General features: G+C 72.0%; 18 protein-coding genes. 9 read left to right on the top strand and 9 right to left on the bottom strand.

What is annotated here, in order from left to right; all coding sequences use genetic code 11:
* Positions 1–16 precede the first annotated feature (16 nt).
* The 3 genes from Microterr_RS03140 (at position 17) to Microterr_RS03130 (ending at position 3,251) form a co-directional block, all read left to right on the top strand.
* Positions 17–373, top strand: coding sequence for a Fe-S protein (locus Microterr_RS03140; protein WP_263796187.1), 357 nt, complete (start codon positions 17–19; stop codon positions 371–373).
* A 173-nt stretch (positions 374–546) separates the two neighbouring features.
* Positions 547–2,025 (top strand): MFS transporter, encoded by a 1,479-nt coding sequence (locus tag Microterr_RS03135; protein WP_263796188.1) that lies wholly within the window; start codon positions 547–549, stop codon positions 2,023–2,025.
* A 104-nt stretch (positions 2,026–2,129) separates the two neighbouring features.
* Positions 2,130–3,251 (top strand): LLM class flavin-dependent oxidoreductase, encoded by a 1,122-nt coding sequence (locus Microterr_RS03130; RefSeq protein ID WP_263796189.1) that lies wholly within the window; start codon positions 2,130–2,132, stop codon positions 3,249–3,251.
* A 10-nt stretch (positions 3,252–3,261) separates the two neighbouring features.
* Here Microterr_RS03130 and Microterr_RS03125 read toward each other — a convergent pair whose 3' ends face one another.
* From Microterr_RS03125 to Microterr_RS03095, 7 genes are read right to left on the bottom strand one after another with little or no spacing between them, the layout of a single operon-like run.
* Complete coding sequence (locus Microterr_RS03125) at positions 3,262–3,945, bottom strand: ABC transporter ATP-binding protein (protein ID WP_263796190.1); 684 nt, start codon at positions 3,943–3,945, stop codon at positions 3,262–3,264.
* Positions 3,945–4,844 (bottom strand): ABC transporter ATP-binding protein, encoded by a 900-nt coding sequence (locus Microterr_RS03120; protein ID WP_263796191.1) that lies wholly within the window; start codon positions 4,842–4,844, stop codon positions 3,945–3,947. The genes Microterr_RS03125 and Microterr_RS03120 overlap by 1 nt, the downstream gene beginning before the upstream one ends.
* Positions 4,844–7,393 (bottom strand): FtsX-like permease family protein, encoded by a 2,550-nt coding sequence (locus Microterr_RS03115; protein WP_263796192.1) that lies wholly within the window; start codon positions 7,391–7,393, stop codon positions 4,844–4,846. Before Microterr_RS03115 ends, Microterr_RS03120 begins: the two co-directional genes overlap by 1 nt.
* A complete protein-coding gene (locus Microterr_RS03110; RefSeq protein WP_263796193.1) occupies positions 7,390–10,404 on the bottom strand; it encodes a hypothetical protein in 3,015 nt (1,004 codons plus the stop codon). The genes Microterr_RS03115 and Microterr_RS03110 overlap by 4 nt, the downstream gene beginning before the upstream one ends.
* 40 nt (positions 10,405–10,444) lie before the next feature.
* Positions 10,445–11,266 (bottom strand): ABC transporter permease, encoded by an 822-nt coding sequence (locus tag Microterr_RS03105; protein WP_263796194.1) that lies wholly within the window; start codon positions 11,264–11,266, stop codon positions 10,445–10,447.
* On the bottom strand, positions 11,263–12,132 hold the full coding sequence (locus Microterr_RS03100) for an ABC transporter permease (protein WP_263796195.1): 870 nt from the start codon (positions 12,130–12,132) through the stop codon (positions 11,263–11,265). The genes Microterr_RS03105 and Microterr_RS03100 overlap by 4 nt, the downstream gene beginning before the upstream one ends.
* Positions 12,129–13,070, bottom strand: coding sequence for an ABC transporter ATP-binding protein (locus Microterr_RS03095; RefSeq protein ID WP_263796196.1), 942 nt, complete (start codon positions 13,068–13,070; stop codon positions 12,129–12,131). Before Microterr_RS03095 ends, Microterr_RS03100 begins: the two co-directional genes overlap by 4 nt.
* 124 nt (positions 13,071–13,194) lie before the next feature.
* On the opposite strand from Microterr_RS03095, the gene Microterr_RS03090 reads away from it, so the two are divergent.
* Both Microterr_RS03090 and Microterr_RS03085 read left to right on the top strand, forming a co-directional pair.
* Entirely contained in the window at positions 13,195–13,407 is a 213-nt protein-coding gene (locus Microterr_RS03090; protein WP_263796197.1) for an AsnC family protein, read from the top strand.
* Between the two features lie 30 nt (positions 13,408–13,437).
* The gene (locus tag Microterr_RS03085; protein ID WP_263796198.1) at positions 13,438–15,339 is read left to right on the top strand and encodes an ABC transporter ATP-binding protein; all 1,902 of its coding nucleotides are present in this window, start codon (positions 13,438–13,440) and stop codon (positions 15,337–15,339) included.
* A 167-nt stretch (positions 15,340–15,506) separates the two neighbouring features.
* On the opposite strand, the gene Microterr_RS03080 is transcribed toward Microterr_RS03085, so the two are convergent.
* Positions 15,507–17,396 carry a phosphoenolpyruvate carboxykinase (GTP) gene (locus tag Microterr_RS03080; RefSeq protein WP_263796199.1) on the bottom strand — a complete coding sequence of 630 codons (1,890 nt, stop codon included), beginning with the start codon at positions 17,394–17,396 and terminating at the stop codon, positions 15,507–15,509.
* A 114-nt stretch (positions 17,397–17,510) separates the two neighbouring features.
* Here Microterr_RS03080 and Microterr_RS03075 point away from each other — a divergent pair, with 114 nt between their 5' ends.
* A complete protein-coding gene (locus Microterr_RS03075) occupies positions 17,511–18,953 on the top strand; it encodes an XRE family transcriptional regulator (protein WP_263796200.1) in 1,443 nt (480 codons plus the stop codon).
* On the opposite strand, the gene Microterr_RS03070 is transcribed toward Microterr_RS03075, so the two are convergent.
* Positions 18,954–20,033 (bottom strand): winged helix DNA-binding domain-containing protein, encoded by a 1,080-nt coding sequence (locus Microterr_RS03070; RefSeq protein WP_263796201.1) that lies wholly within the window; start codon positions 20,031–20,033, stop codon positions 18,954–18,956. It lies immediately after the preceding gene.
* 68 nt (positions 20,034–20,101) lie between these two features.
* On the opposite strand from Microterr_RS03070, the gene Microterr_RS03065 reads away from it, so the two are divergent.
* The 3 genes from Microterr_RS03065 to Microterr_RS03055 are packed head-to-tail and all read left to right on the top strand — an operon-like array spanning position 20,102 to position 22,040.
* Positions 20,102–20,899: a transglutaminase-like domain-containing protein gene (locus Microterr_RS03065; RefSeq protein ID WP_263796202.1), complete on the top strand. Its 798-nt coding sequence runs from the start codon at positions 20,102–20,104 to the stop codon at positions 20,897–20,899.
* Positions 20,900–20,949: 50 nt separating this feature from the next.
* Complete coding sequence (locus tag Microterr_RS03060; RefSeq protein WP_263796203.1) at positions 20,950–21,396, top strand: MarR family winged helix-turn-helix transcriptional regulator; 447 nt, start codon at positions 20,950–20,952, stop codon at positions 21,394–21,396.
* A complete protein-coding gene (locus tag Microterr_RS03055; protein ID WP_263796204.1) occupies positions 21,393–22,040 on the top strand; it encodes an NAD(P)H-dependent oxidoreductase in 648 nt (215 codons plus the stop codon). The genes Microterr_RS03060 and Microterr_RS03055 overlap by 4 nt, the downstream gene beginning before the upstream one ends.
* Positions 22,041–22,071: the final 31 nt, after the last annotated feature.

Below are 22,071 nucleotides of genomic sequence, written 5' to 3'. Positions count from 1 at the left end.
GGGGTAGACTCGCCCCATGCTCGAAGTCCTGCGCCACATCGTCGTCTTCATCCACCTGGTCGGCTTCGCCGTGCTGTTCGGCGCATGGGTCGTCGAGGCGGTCGCCCGGCGCATCCGCGTCACCCGGCTGATGAACATCGGCCTGGCGATCGCCGGTGTCGCCGGCCTCGCCCTGGCCGCGCCGTGGGGCATCGAGTACGACCTGAACTACGTCAAGATCGGCGTGAAGCTCGTCGTGCTGCTCGCGATCGGCGCACTCCTCGGCATCGGCGCCGCGCGTCAGCGACGCACCGGCAGCCTGCCGCCCGCGATGTTCTGGCTGATCGGCATCCTCACCCTGCTGAACGCCGCGATCGCGGTGATCTGGCGCTGACGCCGACGCCCCGCGCCCCAGGAGGGGCGTAGGCTGGACGCTTGTGCGTCGGCGATCCCGTCGGCGTCCCGGTGATCCAGCGTCGCGTCGCCCGCTGCACCACCCCCGCTCCGGGAGACCGCCACCGGCCCGTTCCACGAGGACGTCAACACCCACGTCGACAGGCCCCCTTCATGTCCTCTGCCTCCGCGGCGACCGCCGCGCCCGCCCCCGCCAACCCGCGCTCGCGCGTCATCACCGCGAGCCTGGTCGGCACCACCATCGAGTTCTACGACTTCTACGCGTACGCGACCGCGGCCGTCCTCGTCTTCCCGATCCTCTTCTTCCCGACCGGCAACGACACCACCGCACTGCTCGCGTCATTCGCCGTCTTCGGCGCGGCGATGGTCGCCCGCCCCCTCGGCGCGGTCGTCTTCGGCCACTTCGGCGACCGCTTCGGCCGCAAGGCCACCCTGGTCGCGTCGCTACTGACGATGGGCATCGCGACCTTCCTGATCGGCTGCCTGCCCACGTTCGCCGACATCGGCTGGTGGGCGGCGCTCCTGCTGCTGATCCTGCGACTGGCCCAGGGCTTCGCGCTCGGCGGCGAGTGGTCGGGCGCGGCGCTCGTCGCCACCGAGAACGCCCCGAAGGGCAAGCGCGCCTGGTACGGGACGTTCCCGCAGTTGGGCGCCCCGATCGGCTTCATCATCGCCAACGCGGTGTTCCTCGCGATCAACTTCGCCCTCCCCCACCCCGACGGCACCGCGCAGCGGTCCACGGAGTTCCTCACCTGGGGCTGGCGCGTGCCGTTCCTCTTCTCCGCCGTCATGGTCATCATCGGGCTGTGGGTCCGACTGCGCCTGGTCGAGTCCGAGACCTTCGCGAAGGCCGAGCAGAAGGGCGCGATCCGCAAGTTCCCGCTCGCCACGGTGCTGCGCCACCATTGGAAGCACCTCATCCTCGGCACGTTCATCATGCTGGCGACCTACGTGCTCTTCTACCTGATGACGAACTTCACGCTCTCCTACGGCACGAAGGCGGCCGACCTCGACACCGCCTCCGCCGTCGCGCAGGCGAGCGCCGAAGCGGCGGGCAAGCCGTTCGACGCGGCGGCATTCGCCGCGCAGTTCTACCCGGGCCTCGGGTTCGGGTACACCGACTTCGTCGTGATGCAGATCATCGGCGTGGTGTTCTTCGGCATCTTCACCCTGCTGTCCGGGCCGATCGCCGATGCGATCGGGCGGCGGAAGCTGCTCATCTGGGTGACCGTCGGGATCATCGTGTTCGGGCTGACGTTCAACCTCTTCCTGCTGCCGCAGGCCGACCCCAAGTTCACCGGCGCTCTGGTGCAGGCGTTCCTCGTGATCGGGTTCATGCTCATGGGTGCGACGTTCGGCCCGATGGGCGCGGTGCTGCCGGAGCTCTTCCCGACCAACGTGCGGTACTCCGGCTCGGCGATCTCGTACAACGTGTCGTCGATCCTCGGGGCGGCGCTCGCCCCTCTGGTCGCGGTGTGGCTGTGGGCGTCCGCTGACGGCAGCCCCTGGCTCGTCGGCGTGTACCTGTCGGCGATGGCCGTGCTGACGCTCATCGCGCTGCTGCTGTCCAAGGAGACGAAGGACATCGACTACGACAGCAACGTCGGCGTCGGCGAGACCGCGTCGGTCTAGTCACAGCGGGGATGGATGCTGCCGCACGGCGCAGCATCCATCCCCTCCGTCATAGAGCGAAACCCACGGAGGGCGGCCTCGCGCCCGAGCCGTAGCCTGAGTCGGTGACCCCGGACCCGACCGAGCTCGCCCCGCTGATCCTGGACTGGTTCCTGCCGCTCACGGGCGACTCCCGCACGAACCTCGCACTCGGCAGCGCGACCAACAACGACCAGGCGCTGCTGGCCGCGACCCGGCCGCCCGGACTGCCGTACATCTCGCAGATCGCACGTGCCGCCGAGCACCTCGGCTTCGCAGCCGTGCTCATTCCGACCGGCGGCGGCAACGAGGAGAGCTGGACGATGGCGACCGCCCTCACCCAGCACACCCGCGACCTCGACTACCTCGTCGCGGTGCGGCCCGGGTTGGTCTCGCCGACGCTGCAGGCGCAGGTGACCGCGACCTTCCAGAACGTCAGCGGCGGCCGACTGCGCATCAACGTCGTCGTCGGCGGCGAGGATGCCGAGCAGCACCGCTTCGGCGATCGGCTCGCCAAAGAGGACCGCTACCGCCGCGCCGACGAATACCTCTCGATCCTGCGGCGGTTGTGGACCGGTGAGCACGTCACCCACCACGGGGAGTTCTACGAGATCGATGACGCGTGGATCGCGCCGCTGGACCACGTGCCCGAGATCTACCTCGGGGGGTCATCGCCCGCCGCGCTCGATGTCGCGGCGGCCCACGCGGACGTCTACCTCACCTGGGGCGAGCCGCCTGCGCAGGCGGGCGCGAAGATCGCCCAGGTGCGTGACCGAGCAGCGGCGCTCGGCCGCACGCTGCGCTACGGGGTGCGCCTGCACGTGATCGCCCGGCCCACCTCGGACGAGGCGTGGCGCGTCGCCGACGAGCTCGTCGCCGGCCTCGATCCGGAGGTCATCGCACGCCAGCGCGCCGCCTTCGCCTCCTCGGGCTCGGAAGGGCAGCGCCGCCAGGCGGCCCTCGCGGGCGCGGGCACGACGCGCGCCGACCTCGAGGTGCACCCGGGCCTCTGGGCCGGTGCGGGTCTCGTGCGCGGCGGCGCAGGGACCGCTCTGGTGGGCAGCTACGACGAGGTGGCCGACCTCATCGCGGAGTATCGCGCCGAGGGCTTCCAGGAGTTCGTGCTGTCGGGGTATCCGCACCTCGAGGAGGCGTACTGGTTCGCCGAGGGCGTGCGCCCCGAGCTCGCGCGGCGCGGGCTGCTGTAGCCGGGCCGCCTCACCCGGCCGGCCGCACCCGGCCGTCGTGCAGCTCGATGACGCGGTCGGCGATGGCGACCAGGGCCGGGTCGTGCGTGGACACCAGGGCCGCGACCCCGTCCGAGTGCACCCGGTCGGCGAGCAGTCGCATCATCTCCTCCGCGGTGGCCGAGTCCAGCTGAGCCGTCGGCTCATCGGCGAGCACGACCGTCGGACGGTGGACGAGCGCGCGGGCGATGGCCACCCGCTGCTGCTGTCCGCCGGAGAGCTCGTCCGGACGCTGGTGGGCGTGCGGGGTGAGCCCGACCAGCTCGAGCAGCTCCGCCACGCGGGCGGCGCGCTCGTCCGCGGCGACCTGGGACAGCCGCAGCGGGAGCTCGATGTTCTCGGCCGCGGTGAGCATCGGGATGAGCGCGAACTCCTGAGCGACGATCCCGAGGGTGCCACGACGCAGATCGGCGAGCTCGGTCTCCGACGCGGCCGTCACCTCGAGATCACCGATCCACGCGCGACCCGTGGTGGGCGCGTCCAGCCCGGCCAGCAGGGAGAGCAGAGTGGTCTTGCCCGCCCCCGAGGTGCCGCGGAGCACGACGAGCTCTCCCGCCGCCACATCCAGCGCAGCATCCCTGAGCGCCACCGTCCGGATCGCCCCGTCCCCGAACACGCGACCCAGGCCTTCGCCCCGCACCACCCGCCGGCCCATCACTCCTCCGTCTCCGCCGGCGACTGCGCGGGGTGCACCTCGATGTGACGTTCCGCGAAGTCCAGGCGCACCCGGTCACGCAGCCCGATGCGATCGAGCTGGTCCTTCGGCAGCTGCAGGCGCCCGACGCGGTCGAGGACCGCGAACTCCTCGGCGACGTGGCTGCGGATCCCGCCCTCATCGACCGATGTGGATCGCAGCACCTCGGTGGAGGTGCGGCCGTCGCGGATCTGCACCGCGCGGCGCACGTGCGCAGCGACACCGGGATCATGGGTGACGATCAAGACCGTCACGCCGAGTTCCTCATTTGCTGTGCGCATCGCACCGAGCACGAGCGCGGAGCTCTCATCGTCGAGCTCTCCGGTGGGCTCGTCCGCGAACAGCACCTCGGGCTCGTTCGCGAGCGCGACCGCAATGGCGGCCCGCTGACGCTCCCCGCCGGTCATCGCGCCCGGCAGCCGACCGCGGACGTGGGAGACGCCCAGCAGGTCGAGGATCTCGTCCACCCGGGTCGCGCGCGCCTTCGACCCCCCGGTGTCGCGCAGCGAGAGTGCGAGCGCGATGTTCTCGGTGATGGTGAGCTCCGGCAGGAAGTTCCGCGACGTCTGCTGCCAGACGAAGCCGGCGACGCGGCGGCGGTACCGCGCCCGTTCGGGAGCAGACAGTGTCAGCAGGTCATGGGTGCCCACCCTGGCGCGCCCCGCGGTGGCGACGTCCAGCGCGGAGAGGATCGCCAGCAGCGTCGACTTGCCGGAGCCCGACGCACCCACGATCGCGGTGAGCTCGCCGCGATCGACGCGGAGGTTGAGGCCCTGGAGAGCCTGCACCTCGACGCCCGCGCCGCGGAAGATGCGCACGAGGTCGACGCACTCGATCTGAGGACTGGCGGACACGCTCATCATGCTCCCATCCGGACGGCGCCGCGGGGCGGAACCCGCACCGTCCACGCAGCGAGGGCGGTGCCGGCCCCCGCGATCACGAGGACGAAGACGACCCCGCCGAGCGCGATCGCGGCGATCGGCGGATCGAGGGCGAGCGCGACGCCCCCGACCGTCGCGCCGAGGTCGGCGGCGGCCACCAGAAGCGCGGCGAGGACGATTCCGAGCCCGGCGCCCGCGGCCGTCGCCGAGATCGCGCCGGGCAGCGTCTCCCAGAGCACCACCACGGCGGCTCGGCCGGCGGGCATGCCGAGCATGCGCAGCGCCCCGAGCGTCCGCGCGCGCTCGGCTGCAGCGCCGAGCACGGCCAGGAGCACCGCGAGCAGAGCCATCACGAGCGAGGCGACCGCACACAGCTGCAGAATGCCGCGCAGGGCGGCGAAGGCGGGCTGCGCAGTCAGCTCGGCGCGGGTCGTCTCCGCGTCGGCGATGTCGAGCTCTGCGCCGAAGGCCTCGTGCAGCCGCGCGGCGACCGTTGCCGTGGACGCGCCAGGCTCGGTGCGCACCAGCATCCACTCCGCTGCGGTGTCGTGCTCGCCGGCGACCGCGGCCGCATCGAGGAGCACCCACGAGGCGCCGTCCGTGGGCAGTTCAGCAGTCCGTGCGGTGGCCGCGCGCTCGAGCGGCGCGCCATCGAGGGTCAGCGCGCCGTGGTCGGCGAGCGTGAGCTCGTCGGAGAGGACGGCCGCGAGAGCGCCGTCGGACGCGGCCGGCAGGTCCAGGTCCGGGCGGGTGCGGTTCCAGCGCTCTGCGTCGGCGACCAGCACGAGGGCTGCGCGCTCGCGCCCCTCCTCCGCGATCACCGCTTCTTCGAGGCGCCGCACCTCGACGGCCGCGGCGACCCCGCCGACCCGGGCGACGCCGTCGACGGACGGCAGCGCGGAGTCGGAGCTGAGGCGGAGGTCCCCACCCACGCTCTGTCGCGCAGCGGCCGTGGCGGCGCCGTCCAGGGTCGCGGAGAGGGTCGCCGACAGTGTCGTGGCGCTCACGGCGATGACGATCGCGAGGGTCGCCGCGACACCGAGCGTGGCACTGCGGGCGACGCGCGCGACGGCCACGAGGCTCACCGCCCCACGCCCTCGGCTCAGCGCCCGCTCGATCGCCCTGAGCACCCACGGCAGCGCCCGCACGAGCAGCACACTCACCGCGAGTGCCGCCAGCAGCGGCGCGACCGCCAGCAGCGGATCGACGCCGGCGTCGGTGAGCGCCAGCCCACGCCGCAGGAGGAGGATGCCCGCGACGACCGCAGCGGAGAGCACGACGAGCTCGCCGATGAGACGGAGCGCCGGGTGCACCGACGCGGTGGCGGCCGCGCGCGCAGCGAGCACCGCGGCCACGACGCACGCGGCGATCGCGACGGCGATCGCGGGGAGGGCAGTCATCGGGCCGAGCTCGCCTGGTACGACCAGCACGGCGGATGCTGCTCCGAGCACGACAGCGGGAACGACGGCGATCGCCGTCTCCACCGCGCCGTCGCGCGCAAGACGGGAGACACCTGCGCCACGGGCGCTCAGCAGCCGGCGGGCGCTGCGGCGGCGCGCGGCGAAGGCCTGGGCTGCCAGCAGCACGGTGGCGGCGAGCCCGCCCAGCGGAGCGGACGCGATGAGCACCGCGGCCGCCGAGAGCGCCGCATCTGCCGCATCCAGCGCATCGAGTGCGACCGCCAACCGCGAGGTGACGTTCAGCGGCGCGGCGTTGCGGAGCAGCAGCCGCGCGCTCGAGGCGGCGCGCAGCGCATCGGTCAGGGCGGGGATGTCGTCGGGCGAGAGTCCCGCTCCGTGGATCGGGTACGACGCGGTGAGCCGCGCGCGGGCGAGCGACGCGCCGAGGGCGCCCGCGCCGCCCTCGTCGATCCACGCCCGGGCCGTGATCTTGGCGCCGCCCGCGGCGAGGGGCTCCTCCGCAGGAGGGGCGAACCGATCCGCGTCACCCGGGGAGGCCGACGCGTCCGCGCGCGGCGCGATGATCCCGCTCACCACGAGCGGCGCAGCGTCGGACTCGAGGCGGTCGCCGACACCCAGCCGCAGCCGATCGGCGACCGCCTGCGATACGGCGACCTCGAGCGGGCCGTCACCCTTCCACGGCGCGGGCGCGGCACCCGCGACGACATCCGCGTGCGCAGCGAGGGTGGGCGAGATGCCGAGCGCGAAACGCACGGCATCGCCTGGCGCCGTGGCGACCCCGATGCTCCATGGCTCCAGCACCAGCTGCCAGTCGGCCTCGCCCATCGCGTCCGCCAAGGGCGCGTCCACGAGCCGTGGATACGGCTCCAGCACACTCTTCAGCGTGCCGATGACGGTCGCAGGGTCGGCGGCTTCGGCGGGTTCGCCGCTGATCGTCACGTTCGCGATCGACTCCTGCGCGAAGACGGCGGCGAAGCGCTCGTCGGCGACCCGGGTGAGCACCCTCGGCAGCGTCGTCAGACCGGCCGTGAGCACACCCGCGGTGACCGCGAGCAGCACCAGAGCGGCCAGATGCGGCCGGAGCTGCCGTCGGAGCAGGCGGGTCATCGCTCGCCCGTCCTTCCCGCAGAACCCTGCGGGCGTGGCGCTGTGAGGAGGAGCGCGGCGGCGAGCGCGAGCAGGAACCCGCCCACCGACACCGCAAGCCACAGCGGATCGGTGGCGGGCGCGATCGATCCGAGGTCGGTGCCGGCCACCGCGCCGCGCGCGACCGCGGGCACCAGCAGCAGCGCGATGCTCGCGCCGGCCGCCACGCCGATCAGCGAACCGGTGCCGCAGGCGATCGCCAGCTCGCTCACTCGTGCACCGGACTGCCGCCGCGCGGTGAGCCCGATCATCCGGAGCGCATCGGATTCGTCGCGCCGTGACCAGGCCTGGGCGCCGGCGACGCCTGCTACGGCGCCGAGCGCGAGGAGCGAGGTGCCGATCGCGCCGATCCACAGCGCGATCGCCGACGCGGTTGCGGCGGTGTCGGCGTGGGAGACCGCCGTGCCGTCGACCGTGTATGCCGTCGGAAGCGCTTCTCGCACCGCGGCGATCACCTCGTCGGTCTGGCCGGTGACCTCGAGCCACGCTCGGTCCGGTGCCGGCGTCTGGCGCTGGTGGATCAGGTGCACGGGCAGGACGGAGCGCAGGTCGACCAGCAGAGCCACGGGGGTGCCGGCTCCGGGAACGGCCTGCACGACCGCGGCGACGCGGACCGACGTCGGGCCGGTGAACGAATCCAGCACCAGCGGCACGAGGTCGCCGACCTCGACCCCTGTGCGCTCCGCGAACAGGGCAGACACCACCACCGGCGGCGGGGCCGGCACGGGCACCGCGACGAGTCGCACCCCGTCGATCCCCGGCGGGACGAGGAGGGCGTTCCCCGTCTCGGGTCGTTCGAGCGGAAGCGGATAGTCGCCGAGGTCGCCGCCGTCCCATCGACCGGGCGCGACGTCGGCCCCGTCGACCTCCAGTCCGGTGACCTCGATCGTGCTGCCCGATGCCGGCGGCGCGGCGGCGACCACATCGACGCCCGCAAGTCGCCAGGTGCCGGTGGCAGCTCCATCCGAGCCGGGGACCTCGACGCGCACGGTGCCCGCGCCGTCATCGAAGCGGATCGCCTCGAACGCCGACGACGCGATGTTGCCCCACTCGTCGGCGAACACCCCCGAGACCGTGGCCTCGGCCGGGCCTCCGGCCCAGTCGAGGGAGACGCCGACGCTGTCGCCGGGCGCCACGAACCCTCCCGTCTGCGCAGGCGTCATCGCCGCGACGGCGTCCGCGAGGTCGGGGATCGCCGGGTCCCCGAGTTCGGCCAGCGCCGGCGCCGACATGGTGACGAGAGCGGTCGACTCCGCCGCGACCGAGATCGACTGCACGCTCACCGGTGCAACCGCACCGACTCCGGGGATCGCTGACACGCGCGCCATGACGTCGGAGGTGAGCGACCCGACGGGGCCGGTGACACCCACGGCGGTCCCCTCGTGGCGGGCGGATGCGGCAGCCGACGCCGCCTGCCATGTGCCCGTGTAGCCGGCCGCGATCACCAGCTGACCGATGGCCAGGGCGCACAGCAGGATGGGAGTCAGCGCGAAGCCGCGCCGCCGGACGAGGCCCCGCACCACCAGGGATCGCGTCGCACGAGTGGTCCGCGCCGCCCACCGTTCGAGCGGACGACGCGCCAGCAGGAGGGCGCTCTCGAGCAGCAGGACGATGCCGATCAGGCACAGGGCGGGGGCGACGACGGCGAGCGGGTCCGCGCTTGCGCGGATGCCCGCATCGCTGCGCGCCGACCCGTAGAGCATCAGCTGCCAGCCCGAGACAGCCGCCGCGAGCACCGCCACGACCACGAGCACTGCACGGCCGGTGGCCGCCAGCCGGGGGTCGCGCCGGCGAACCGGGGCGTCCAGCGCGCGAGCGTCGTTCGCCGTGCGGGCGACGATGATCGCGGCCGCGGCGACGGCCGCGACGAGCGATGCGGTCACGAGCGAGGGCGCTCCGTCACGGAGCATCGACACGCCCCCCACGGCAGCGAGCGCGACCGCGGCCGCGACGGCGCCGCCGAGCGCGCCCAGCACGGTCGCGGGTGCGACCTCGCGGGCGGCGTCGGTGATCAGCCGGCGCCGCGAAGCCCCGCGGGACCAGAGCAGGGTCAGCTCGGACGTGCGGGTGGCGCCGAGCAGCCGCGCAATCTCCACGAGGGCGACAAGAGCGACGATGCCGAAAGTCGACAGCGCCAACGGCGGCGCGGTGGCCATCGCCGCCGCCTGAGCACGCGCGACGAGCACGGTCGGCAGGAGCCTTCCGCTGGTCTCGAGCTCGTCGACATCGACGCCCGCTGAGCGCAGCGCCGCAGGCACCGCGCGCCACGCAGCGACCGCGCCGTCGAGCCCGCTCGCGGTGGCCGTGGCCACGTTCGGGACGACCGTCCAATGGGCTGTGACCTCGACGCCGGCGCCTCGCGCCACCTTCTCGAGGGTCGCCTCGTCGACGACGATGCGCGTGCGGGACTCTCCGTCCACCGGCGACGGCGGCTGAGGGAGGGCGAACCACCGTCCGTCCCGATCGTCGAGAAGCCGCCAGGTGCCGGCCACCGTGAGCGCGACGCCGCCGACTTCGAGCGTCTCGCCGGCATCCGTCGCCCGCGCTCCTGCGCTGTCCGCCTCGATCGCCGCATCTCCCGCGGTCCGCGGCCAGGCACCGGCATCGAGGACCGCTTCGTCATCGAGGTGCGGGATCGATGTGACGATCACCGCGCCGATCGGCGTGGAGATCGTGCCTGCGGCGACCGTCCGATGCACCGAGATCGCCAGTCCTGCGCCTCCGGGCCCGAACTCCGCCTCGATCGCGCCCCGCACTGCCGCGTCCTGCTGCGCGGGGTCGACCGCATCCAGCGGCAGGGCGATGTCGAGCGCGACGTCGCCGCCGTCGCGGCTGCCCAGCAGCTGCCGCGCCCCCTCGTCCGTCGCGTAGGCCAGGTAGGCCGGAAGGAACGCACCGAGGGCGGCGACCACGGCGACGACTCCGGCGGTGGCCAGCAGCAGAGAGCGGCGCGGGCGGTGGGGGGTGGACAACACATCCTCGTCGATCGGGTCTGTGCCCAGGGTAGTGCGCTCAGTCGAGGAAGAGCGCGCGCAGCCGCTTCGTGGTGAAGACGAGCCCGATCGCGATCATCACGACGTAGTACAGGATGTGCCAGCCCATGTCGGGGCTCATGACGCCCGTCGTGAAGCCGCGGATCAGCTCCACCCCGTGCCACAGCGGGAACGCCATGATGATCCCCTGCACCCACTCGGGGTAGACGGTGATCGGGTACAGCGTCGCCGAGAACAGGAACATGGGCAGCAGCACGAGGTTGATCCAGTCCATCTGCTGGAACGTCTTCATGTAGCTGGTGATCGCCATGCCCAGGCTCGCGAACCCGAACGCGATGAGCAGGACCGTGGGGATGGCGAGGATCGCCGTCCAGGCGAGGTTGAGCCCGAGGATCTGCATGATCACCATGAACCCGGTGGCGTACAGCAGTCCGCGCAGCAGGGCGTAGAGGATCTCGCCGAGCGCGACGTCGAGCGGACCGAGGGAGGTCGCCAGCATCCCCTCGTAGAGCTTTCCGTAGTTCATCTTGAAGAAGACGTTCCACGTCGAGTCGTAGATGGCGCCGTTCATGGCGGACACCGCCAGCAGGGCCGGCGCGATGAAGGCCGCGTACGGAACGGAGATGCCGCCGCTGGTCTGCACGTCCCCGATCAGCGCGCCGAGACCGAGTCCCATCGAGGCCAGGTAGAAGACGGGCTCGAAGAACCCGGAGAACACCACGACCCAGCTCGACGAGCGCGCGGCGATCAGCCCGCGCTGCACCACGGCCTGCGGGTTGCCCGCCCACAGCGCGCGGACTCCCCCGCGACGCGTCTGGGTGTCCTCTGCCACGGCGGTCATTTGGCGAGCCTCCTGGTGAACACGCGGCGCGCCACGATGTGGCCGCCGACGGCGAGGACGAGCAGGTAGACGACGTGCACCGCGATCATCACCGGCGCGACCGGCTTGCCGTAGGTGACCACGCGCCCGAGCTCGGAGGCGTGCCACAGCGGCGAGATCCATCCGATCCACTGCAGCCAGATGGGCAGCACCCCGAGCGGGTAGAACGTGCCGGAGAACAGGAACATCGGCATGAAGACGAACCGCTGGACGAGGGCGAACTGGCCGGTGTCGTCCTCGAGCGTGCCGGCGTATGCCATCAGGGGAATGCCGAATGCCAGGCCGCCGAGCAGGCCGATCGGCACCGAGAGCCAGGCGGTCCCGGGCGAGGTGACGCCCGGATACATCCACACGAAGAAGATCGCGATGAAGACGAAGTAGGCGGCCACCGCGAGCAGCATGCGCGCACCCGCACCCAGCACGACGCCGTTGGCCAGCTGCCCCGATGACAGGGGCGACGCGTTGAAGCCGTAGAAGTAGCGGCGCCACTTGAAGCCCTGCATCACGGGATACGTGAACTCCTCTGACGCCACCGCGATCGCCGCGGTGGCCAGCAGCGCCGGCGCGACGAACACCAGATACGGCACTGCCTGCCCTGCGTCGTCGATCGGCTCCGCGATGAGGGCGGCGAGCCCGACGGCGAGGCCGAGCAGGTAGAGGATCGGCTGCCCGAGGGCGCCGACGACGATGGTCCAGCCGTAGGCGCGCATCGCGCGCACGATGTGCTCGGTGACGTACCAGGTGCCGCGGCTGCGCGGCTTGCGCGCCCACTCGATCGCCTCGGCGCGCAGCTCGTCGAGCGAGAGCCCGGTCTCGGCGGCGGTCATTCGATCAGCGACCTTCCGGTCAGCCGGAGGAACACATCCTCCAGGCTCGAACGGCGCACCAGGCTCGTCACCGGCTGGAGCCCGAGCTGCGTGATGCGCTCGAGCGCCGCTTCGCCGTCGGCCGTGTAGATCAGGATGCGGTCGGGCAGAGCCTCGACCCGATCGCCGAGACCCTGGAGCTGCGCGGCGACCTGCTGGTTGCGGTCGGAGCCGAAGCGCACCTCGAGCACCTCACGGGTGGAGTGCTCGCGGATGAGCGCGGCAGGGGTGCCCTCCGCCATGATGCGGCCCTTGTCGACCACGATGAGCCGGTCGCAGAGCTGCTCGGCCTCGTCCATGTAGTGGGTCGTCAGCACGAGCGTCGTGCCGCGCTCCTTCAGACGGAACAGACGGTCCCACAGCACGTGGCGCGCCTGCGGGTCGAGCCCGGTGGTCGGCTCGTCGAGGAGCAGGATGCGCGGGTCGTTGATCAAGCCGCGGGCGATGGTGAGCCGGCGCTTCATGCCGCCGGAGAGCTGGTCGACCTTGCTCTTAGCCTTGTCTTCGAGCTGCGCGAAGGCGAGCAGCTCGTCGGCCTTCTGGTGGCACACTTTGGCCGGCAGGCCGAAGTAGCGGCCGTAGATGTAGAGGTTCTCGCGGGCGTTGAGCTCGCCATCGAGGTTGTCCTGCTGGGGCACGACGCCCAGGCGCGAGCGGATCTCGGGGCCGTACTGATCGGGGTCGAGGCCGAGGATGCTGAGGTCGCCGTCGGTGCGGGTCGAGACCGCGCCGACCATCTTCATCGTCGTGGACTTGCCGGCGCCGTTGGGCCCGAGGAGACCGAACGACTCGCCGGGTGCCACCTCGAAGCTGAGGCCGTCGACGGCCAGGAAGTCGGGCTTGCCCTTGACCTTGTAGGCCTTGACGAGGTTCTGCGCAGAGATCACGGGAGCGGGCACCGGACAAGGTTACCCGGCGGTTCGGACATCCCTGCCCGTCAACCGGAGTTGACTTCCGGTGGCGGTGTCAACTACGGTTGACGATCGGATGCGGTACACCACCGCATCCGATCCAGGAGAAACCGTGAGCGATCAGATCCGCACCGCCATCGGCGCCATCGACGGCGGCGAGCCCCTCGCCCAGCTGCGCGAGCTGACGGAGCTGCGCTCCGTGCTCTCGCGGGCCGAGGCCGAGCAGGTGCGTCGGGCACGCGCGTCGGGCTACTCCTGGGTCGCGATCGCCGCCGCCCTCGGTGTGAGCAAGCAGGCCGTGCACAAGAAGTACGGTCGTAGGTAACCCCCCGACCAGGATGAACGAGGCACCACCATGTCCGCACCCGCCCCTCGCCGCGGCCGCCGCTCCGCACCCCAGGACGGCCCCCGCGCCCGCCTGACGCAGCTACTGCCGTACATCTTCGAGCACAAGCCGGTGCTCGTGGTCATCGTGATCCTCAGCATCGCGGGCTCGATCACGACCCTGGCCCAGCCGCTGCTGGTCGGCCAGGTCATCGAGCGCGTGCAGTCGGGCGAGGCCCTCGGCGTGCTGGTGTGGGGCATCGTCGCGCTGGTCGTGGCGTCCTCCGTCATCAGCGGATACCAGCACTACCTCCTGCAGCGCACCGGCACCGCCGTCGTGTACTCCAGCCGCCGCAAGCTCATCGCGCGCATCCTGCACCTGCCGATCAGCGAGTTCGACTCGCGGCGCACGGGGGATCTCGTCTCGCGGGTGGGAACCGACACCACCCTGCTCTACGCCGTGCTCACCCAGGGCCTGGCCGACTCGGTCGGCAACGCGCTCCTGTTCGTCGGTGCGATCCTCGCGATGGCGTTCATCGACCCCGTGCTGCTGGTCTCCATCGTCGGCGTGCTCGGCATCTCGGTGGTCGGCGTCACGCTGCTCAGCAGCCGCATCCGCACGGCGACGCAGGAGCAGCAGGACAAGGTCGGCGAGCTCGCCTCGGGCGTGGAGCGCGCGGTCGGCTCGATCCGCACCGTGCGCGCGGCCGGCGCGACGGAGCGCGAGGCAGCGGACGTCACGCGCGTCGCGACCGACGTGTACGGCGTCGGCGTGCGGATCGCGAAGGTCTCGGCCCTGGTCGTCCCGATCGCGGGCATCGCGCTGCAGGTGTCACTGCTGGTCGTCCTCGGCCTCGGCGGGTACCGCGTCGCGTCCGGAGCGATCACGGTCGCCGATCTGGTCACGTTCGTGATGTTCCTGTTCCTGCTGATCGCCCCCCTCGGCTCGTTCTTCGGCGCGATCACCTCGGTCAACCAGGCGCTCGGCGCGCTGGGCCGCATCCAGGAGGTGCTCGATCTGCCGATCGAGACGGATCAGGATGTGGCGATCGCCGCGACCGTGCAGCCTGCTGCGACCGCGCCCGGGGCGAACGACTCGCACGCGGCGCTCGAGTTCCGCGACGTGCGGTTCCGCTACCCGGCGTCGGTGGTCGCCGCTCGTCGGACCGCCGAGTCGGCCGCCCTCGCGGCGCTGAGCGACGCTCATGTCGACACCTCCGCGGTCGAGCTGCCGGCCACCGCGGACTCCGACGGCGAGGTGCTCAAGGGCGTCTCGTTCCAGGTGCCGCGTGGGTCACGCGTCGCCCTGGTCGGGCCGTCCGGCGCGGGCAAGTCGACCACGCTCGCGCTGATCGAGCGCTTCTACGACCCCACCGACGGCGCGATCCTCCTCGACGGCGTGGACGTCCGCACGCTCGACCGCACCGACCTACGTGGACAGCTCGGATACGTGGAGCAGGACGCCCCGACCCTGGCAGGCACCATCGCCGAGAACCTGCGACTCGCGTCGCCCACCGCATCCGACGAGGAATGCGAGCGGGTGCTGCGCGCGGTGAACCTCGGCGAGGTGCTCGAGCGCAGCCCGCTCGGCGTCGACGCACCCGTCGGCGAGGCGGGCGTCATGCTCTCGGGCGGCGAGCGCCAGCGCCTCGCGATCGCGCGGGCGCTGCTGGCCGCTCCCCCGATCCTGCTGCTCGACGAGTCGACCTCGTCGCTCGACGGGCTGAACGAGCAGCGCATGCGCGACGCGATCGACGCCGTTGCGACGGGCCGCACGCTCATCGTGATCGCCCACCGCCTCTCGACCGTGGTCGACAGCGATCTGATCGTCGTGCTCGACCACGGACGGGTCGTCGGGCAGGGCACCCACTCCGAGCTCGTCGAATCGACCCCGCTGTACCGGGATCTCGCGCGTCACCAGCTGCTGGTCTGACCCAGGGCCGCGCCGCGCGCCCTCACCCGCCCGAAACAGGGGATCCGGCCGGCACAGGACGCTTCCGGCACGGTTCGTCCTGTCTCCGCCAGATCTCCTGTTCTGGAACGGCCGGCGGGCCGCCCAGGAGCCGCCCAGGACCGACCCAGGAGCGACCCAGGAGGGGCTCAGGCCTGCTGCGAGCGCTTCAGGCGGTAGCGGAGGGCGGCCAGCTCGGCGAACAGCTGCGCCGGGACTCGCCCCTCGAACGTGGAGTAGAACTGCTCGGTGAGGTCGGCTTCGGTGAGCCACGAGTCCTCGTCGACGGCGAACAGCTCGTCGAGGTCGGTCTGCGGCACGTGGATGCCGTCGAGGTTGAGGTCGTCCGTCCGCGGCAGGCGCCCGATCGGGCTGTCGACGGCGGCGACCTGGCCCTCGACGCGGCGGATGATCCAGTCGATCACGCGCGAGTTGTCGCCGAAGCCGGGCCACAGGAACCGGCCGTCCGTGCCCTTGCGGAACCAGTTCACCTGGAACACGCGGGGCGCGCGGTCGAACCGCAGCTTCTGCCCCACCTTGAGCCAGTGGCCGAAGTAGTCGGCCATGTTGTAGCCGCAGAACGGGAGCATCGCGAACGGGTCGCGGCGCAGCTCGCCGACCGTGCCCTCGGCTGCCGCCGTGCGCTCCGACGAGATCGTCGAGCCGAGGAAGACCCCGTGCGCCCAGTCGGTGGCCTCCACGACGAGCGGGACGTTCGTGGCGCGGCGGCCGCCGAAGAGGATGGCGTCCAGCGGCACGCCCTCTGGCGCGTCCCAGTCGTCGGCGATCTGCGGACACTGCGCAGCGCTGACCGTGAAGCGCGAGTTCGGGTGCGCGGCCGGGCGGCCGGATGCGGGCGTCCACGGCTTGCCCTGCCAGTCGGTGAGCTCTGCGGGGGCCTCGTCGGTCAGGCCCTCCCACCACACGTCGCCGTCGGGGCGGAGGGCGACGTTCGTGAAGATCGTGTTGCCCCACAGCGTCTCGACCGCCGTGACGTTGGTCGACTCGCCCGTGCCGGGGGCGACGCCGAAGAACCCCGCCTCGGGGTTGATCGCCCAGAGCCGCCCGTCCTCGCCCGGGCGCAGCCAGGCGATGTCGTCGCCGAGGGTCTCGACGCGCCAGCCGGGGATGGTGGGCCGCAGCATCGCGAGGTTGGTCTTGCCGCAGGCCGAGGGGAAGGCCGCGGCGACGTGGTACGCCTTGCCTGCCGGGCTGATCACCCGGATGAGGAGCATGTGCTCCGCCAGCCAGCCCTCGTCACGGCCGATCACCGAGGCGATGCGCAGCGCGAAGCACTTCTTGGCGAGGATGGCGTTGCCGCCGTAGCCGGAGCCGTAGGAGTAGACCTCGAGCGTGTCGGGGAAGTGCACGATGTACTTCTCCGCGTTGCACGGCCACGCGACGTCCTCCTCGCCGGGAGCGAGCGGGGCTCCGACGCTGTGCACGGTCTTGACCCACGCGGCGCCGGCGGCGATCTCGTGCAGCACGGCGGTGCCGACGCGCGTCATGATGCCGATCGAGGCGACCGCGTAGGGGCTGTCCGTGATCTGGACGCCGATGTGCGAGAGCGGCCCGCCCACCGCGCCCATCGAGAAGGGCACGACGTACATCGTGCGTCCGCGCATGGCGCCGGCGAAGAGCCCGTCCATGGTGGCGCGCATCTCGGCGGGGTCCGCCCAGTTGTTGGTGGGACCGGCATCCTCCTCGCGCTCGGAGGCGATGAAGGTGCGCCCCTCGGTGCGGGCGACGTCGCTCGGGTGGGAGCGGGCCAGGTACGAGCCCGGCCGCCACTCGGGGTTCAGCTTGATGAGCGTGCCGTCCTCGACCATCTGACGCAGGAGCGCCTCGTTCTCACCGCGCGATCCGTCCATCCAGTGCACCCGGTCGGGCTGGGTGAGCGCGGCGATCTCGTCCACCCACGCGAACAGCGCGGCGGCACCATCGCCGTCCAGCGCCGGGCGCGCACCATGTGAGAGCGTCGCGAGCGGGGCAGTCGTGGTGCGGGGCTCGGGTCGGGTGAAGATGTCCGCGATGGCCATGGGGTCTCCTTGGATGCCGTCAGATTCAGGCTTGTGTCCACTATCCGCGGGCGACAGCATCCCTTCTCCGGAAACGCTCGCTAAGAAATCGACTTCTTTCGTTATGCTCAAGGAATGCCCCCCACCGCCCTGGAACTGTCCACCCTGGGTCACCGCATCCGCCATCAGCGGGTCGCCCACGGCTTCACGCTCGACGAGCTCGGCGCAGTGGTCGGCGTCGCGGGCAGTCAGCTCAGCCTCATCGAGAACGGCAAGCGCGAGCCCAAGCTGTCGCTGCTGCAGGCCATCGCCACGGCGACGGGCGTCGGCGTCGCCGACCTGCTCTCGACCGAGCCCCCGAACCGTCGCGCCGCGCTCGAGATCGAGCTGGAGCGCGCCCAGGCCAGCAGCGTGTTCCGCCGGCTGGGGGTCGCCCCGGTGAAGGTGACCAAGGGGATGAGCGATGAGACCCTCGAGTCGATCCTCGGGCTGCACGCCGAGCTGCTGCGCCGCGAGCGCGAGGCCATCGCCACCCCGGAGGAGGCGCGCCGCGCCAACACCGAGCTGCGCCTCATGATGCGCGAGCGCGACAACTACCTCGGCGACATCGAGAAGCTCGCCGAGAAGCAGCTCAAGTCCGCCGGCCATGTCGGCGGCGCGCTCACCCACCGCTCGGTGAGCATCATGGCCGAGCAGCTGGGCTTCGAGCTGATCTACGCGAGCGACCTGCCGCACTCGACCCGCTCGGTCACCGATCTGGAGAACGGCCGCATCTACCTGCCGCCCGCATCGATCCCCGGCGGTCACGGGCTGCGCTCGATGGCCCTGCAGGCGATGGCGCACCGTCTGCTCGGCCACGAGCGGCCGAGCGACTACGCCGACTTCCTGCAGCAGCGGCTCGAGATCAACTACTACGCCGCCTGCTGCCTCATGCCCGAGACCGCTTCGGTCGCCTTCCTCACGCAGGCCAAGAAGGACCGCAACCTCGCCGTCGAGGACTTCCGCGACGCATTCGGCGTCACGCACGAGGCAGCCGGGATGCGGATGACCAACCTGCTGACGCAGCACTTCGGCATCCCGCTGCACTTCCTGCGCGTCGACGGATCGGGGGCGATCGGACGCGTGTACGAGAACGACGATCTGCCGCTGCCGACCGATGTCACCGGCGCGGTCGACGGCCAGATCGCGTGCCGCAAATGGTCGGCGCGGGCAGCGTTCGAGGAGCAGAACCGCACCACCGAGCACTACCAGTACACCGACACCCCCGCCGGCACGTTCTGGTGCTCCAGCCAGACCGGCACCACCGCAGAGGGCGAGTTCTCGATCACGGTCGGCGTGCCGTTCGACGACGCGAAGTGGTTCAGGGGCCGCGAGACCGGCAAGCGCGCCGTCTCGACCTGCCCCGACGACGCCTGCTGCCGCCGCGCGCCGAGCGATGTCACCCAGCGCTGGGCCGGCAAGGCCTGGCCGAGCGCCCGCGTGCACATGCAGATGTTCTCGCCGCTGCCGCGCGGCGCCTTCCCCGGCGTCGACGACAACGAGGTGTACGCGTTCCTCGATCGGCACGCGGCCGGCTGATCAGGCGGTGATGAACGTCCGGTAGCGATCGAGCGCCGCCGCGACCTCCTCGTCGGGGACGACGCCGGGCACGAACAGCTCGGGCACGGGGTCGTTCGCGTGCCGCCCGACCGCGAGCGAGTGCGCCCACACCCCGACGATGGTGCCGTCCGCGACGATGATCGGCCGCACGATGCCGTTGAGCCCCGGCCCGACCGCGCGCAAGAACTCCGGCGCACAGGGCACCGTGCGATCCGCGTACGAGATGAAGTACTCCTCGAACGGCGGCAGTGCCAGGACGGCGGATGCTGTCGCGCTGCGCCGCGGTGCGCTCCCCGCGGCGATCCACACCGGCTCCGGCGTCTCGTCGACGAGCTCGAGCCGGTCCGCCGCCGCCGCAGCCGCGAGGCGCGCCTGACCGAGCGGCAGCCCAGACCACCAGGCGAAGTCGCGGGCGCCGGCGGGCCCGTGCGACGCGATGAACCGGGCGAACATCTCGGCGAGCGGATCGGCGGGGGTGGCGACATCCGACAGCCATTCGTCCGTCCGCACGATGTACTGCTCGCGGGTCGGTCCGCCCTCCCGCGGCACGACCGGTCCCTGGCAGACCAGACCGCGCACGGACAGGCCCACCAGCACGTGGTAGCCGCGCTGACCCGCGGTGGACACCCCGCCCTGCTCGAGAACCTCGAAGAGCTCCCTGCGGGAGAGCCGACCGCCGCCGGCGAGCGCCCCCAGGGCGATCCGCTCGGCCCGGGCGAATTCGCGGGCATCGAGGCCTTCCCGCCGGTGCGTGGCCGCCGCCGAGCGGAACTGCCGGTCACCGGTCACCGAGAGCACCGTGCCGAGGTCGCGGGCCGGCACGATGTGGATCGTGCCCCGCATCGTCCACGAACGCACGATCTCGCCACGGTCGAAGGCGGCGTCGACGTCGCGGACGCTCGGGTTCCCGGCCGTGCGGGCCGCGAGTGCCCACCGGCCGCCCCAGAACTCCTGCCCCTGGGTCGCGAGCATGTGCGCGGCCGCATCCGCGACGGTGGGCGCCGGCGCCGCCAGCCGGTGCGAGCGCAGGCGGCGGGCGATGACGTCGGCGGGATGCACGGCACCATCCTCGCGCACCGGATGTCAACCGTCATCCGCCCGCAACGACGACGTGCCAGGCTGTGCCCATGCAGCGAGACATCACGAGTCGGATCACCCTCGACGTCACCGAGCCCGCGGACCTGGTGTTCGCGGTCGCAGCGGCGAGCTCGTATGCGCCGTCGCGCGAGATCATCACCGCGACGGTCGACGGTTCGCCCGTCGAGGTCAGCGAGGTCGCCGATGCGCACGGCGGCCGGCTGCACCGGGTGCGGGCCGCGGCCGGTCGGTTCGTGTTCGAGTACGCCGCGACCATCTCCGGCTCCGCTGCGCCCGCGGAGGGTGCGGAGGCCGACCTGCTCGTCTACCAGCGCCCCAGCCGCTACGCCGAGTCCGATTCGCTCGCGCCGACCGCGGCCGCCGAGTTCGGCGGCATCACCGACCACGCGCAGCTGCTCACCTCGGTGTCGTCCTGGGTCGGCACCCGCCTGGCCTACGTCTCCGGCTCGTCGCTGCCGACGGACGGAGCGATCCGCACCCTGCTCGGCCGCCGCGGCGTCTGCCGCGACTACGCCCACCTGTGCGTCGCGCTGCTGCGGGCGCTCGGGGTGCCGGCCCGCCTCGTCGCCGTGTACGCGCCGGGGCTGCACCCGATGGACTTCCACGCCGTCGCCGAGGCGTGGGTCGGCGGGCAGTGGCGCGTCGTCGATGCCACGACGCTGGCGCCGCGCTCGACGCTCGTGCGCATCGCGACCGGACGGGATGCTGCCGACACGGCGTTCCTGAACGTCCTCTCCGGCCGCGCCGATCTCGTCGACGTGCAGGTGAGCGCTGTCGCCGACTTCCTCCCGAACGACGACCTGGATCAACTCGTCTCGATCGGCTGATCTCGAGTAAACCTGTTGACACAGTGCGAGTCAACAGGTTTACTCAGTGCATGACCGCACGCATCACCGCGACCCTCCATCATCTGGTGGGCACGCTCGACGGCTTCGCCGACGACTTCCTGCGGCGGCACCACGGCGTCTCCTTCGCGACGTTCCACTTCCTCGCCGCCGCCGCCGACGTCGAGCCGGTCGACATCACCACCCTCGCGCGGTGCCTCGGCGTGACGAAGGCAGCGGTCAGCAAGCGGGTGCCTGGTCTCGTCGCCGACGGCTGGATCACGACGACCACCGGCTCGGGCCAGGGCCGTCGGGTGCTCATCTCCCTCGCCCCCCGCGCCCGCGAGCTCGTGCACGCCGCCGGCGGTGAGCTCGAGGCCGCGTTCACCGAGCTGTTCACCGACCCGCGACTCGCCGCGCAGTCCATCGACGTCGACGCGCTCCGCGCACAGCTCGACCTGCTGATCACCCTCGTCCAGGAGAAAGGCCCCCTGTCATGACCCGCCGCATCCTCGTCATCATCGGCACACCGCTGCCGACGACCCTCACCCACGCGCTCGCCACCGCCTACATCGAGCGCGCCCGCGTCGGCGGCGCCGACGTGCGCGTCATCGACCTCGCCGAAGACCCCATCCCCGGGCACCCCACCAGCCGCGACCAGCTCCGCGCGCCGCGCACTGCCGACGACCGGCAGCTCGATCCGGAGGTGGCCGCCTACCTCGGCGACGTGCAGTGGGCGGAGCATGTCGCGCTCTTCTTCCCGCAATGGTGGGGCACTTACCCCGCTGCCCTGAAGGCGTTCATCGACCGCGTCTTCCTGTCGAACGCCGCTTTCCGGTACCGCGAGCGCTCAGCGATCTCCGACCGGCTGCTCACCGGGCGCACCGCCCGCCTCGTCATGACGATGGACTCCCCGCGGTTCTGGAACCGCCTGGTCTACCGCAATGCCGCCGAGACGAGCCTCACCAAGGCGATCCTGGGCTACTGCGGCATCCGGACGACGGGGATCACCCGGTTCACGCCCGTGCGGTTCTCCGAGACGGAGGCGCGTGCGGGGTGGGTCGCGAAGGCCGCACAGCACGGCGCGACGGATGCGACAGCATCCGGTTCCCGCGTGAAGGAGCCCGCGCCGACCCTCGCGTGACTCCTGGCCGGTGCGTCGCGGCCGTGACACC

The organism is Microbacterium terricola, from assembly GCF_027943945.1.
GTDB lineage: Bacteria > Actinomycetota > Actinomycetes > Actinomycetales > Microbacteriaceae > Microbacterium > Microbacterium terricola.
Note: the sequence above shows the minus strand (reverse complement) of the source record. Positions and strands in the feature narration are given on the sequence as shown.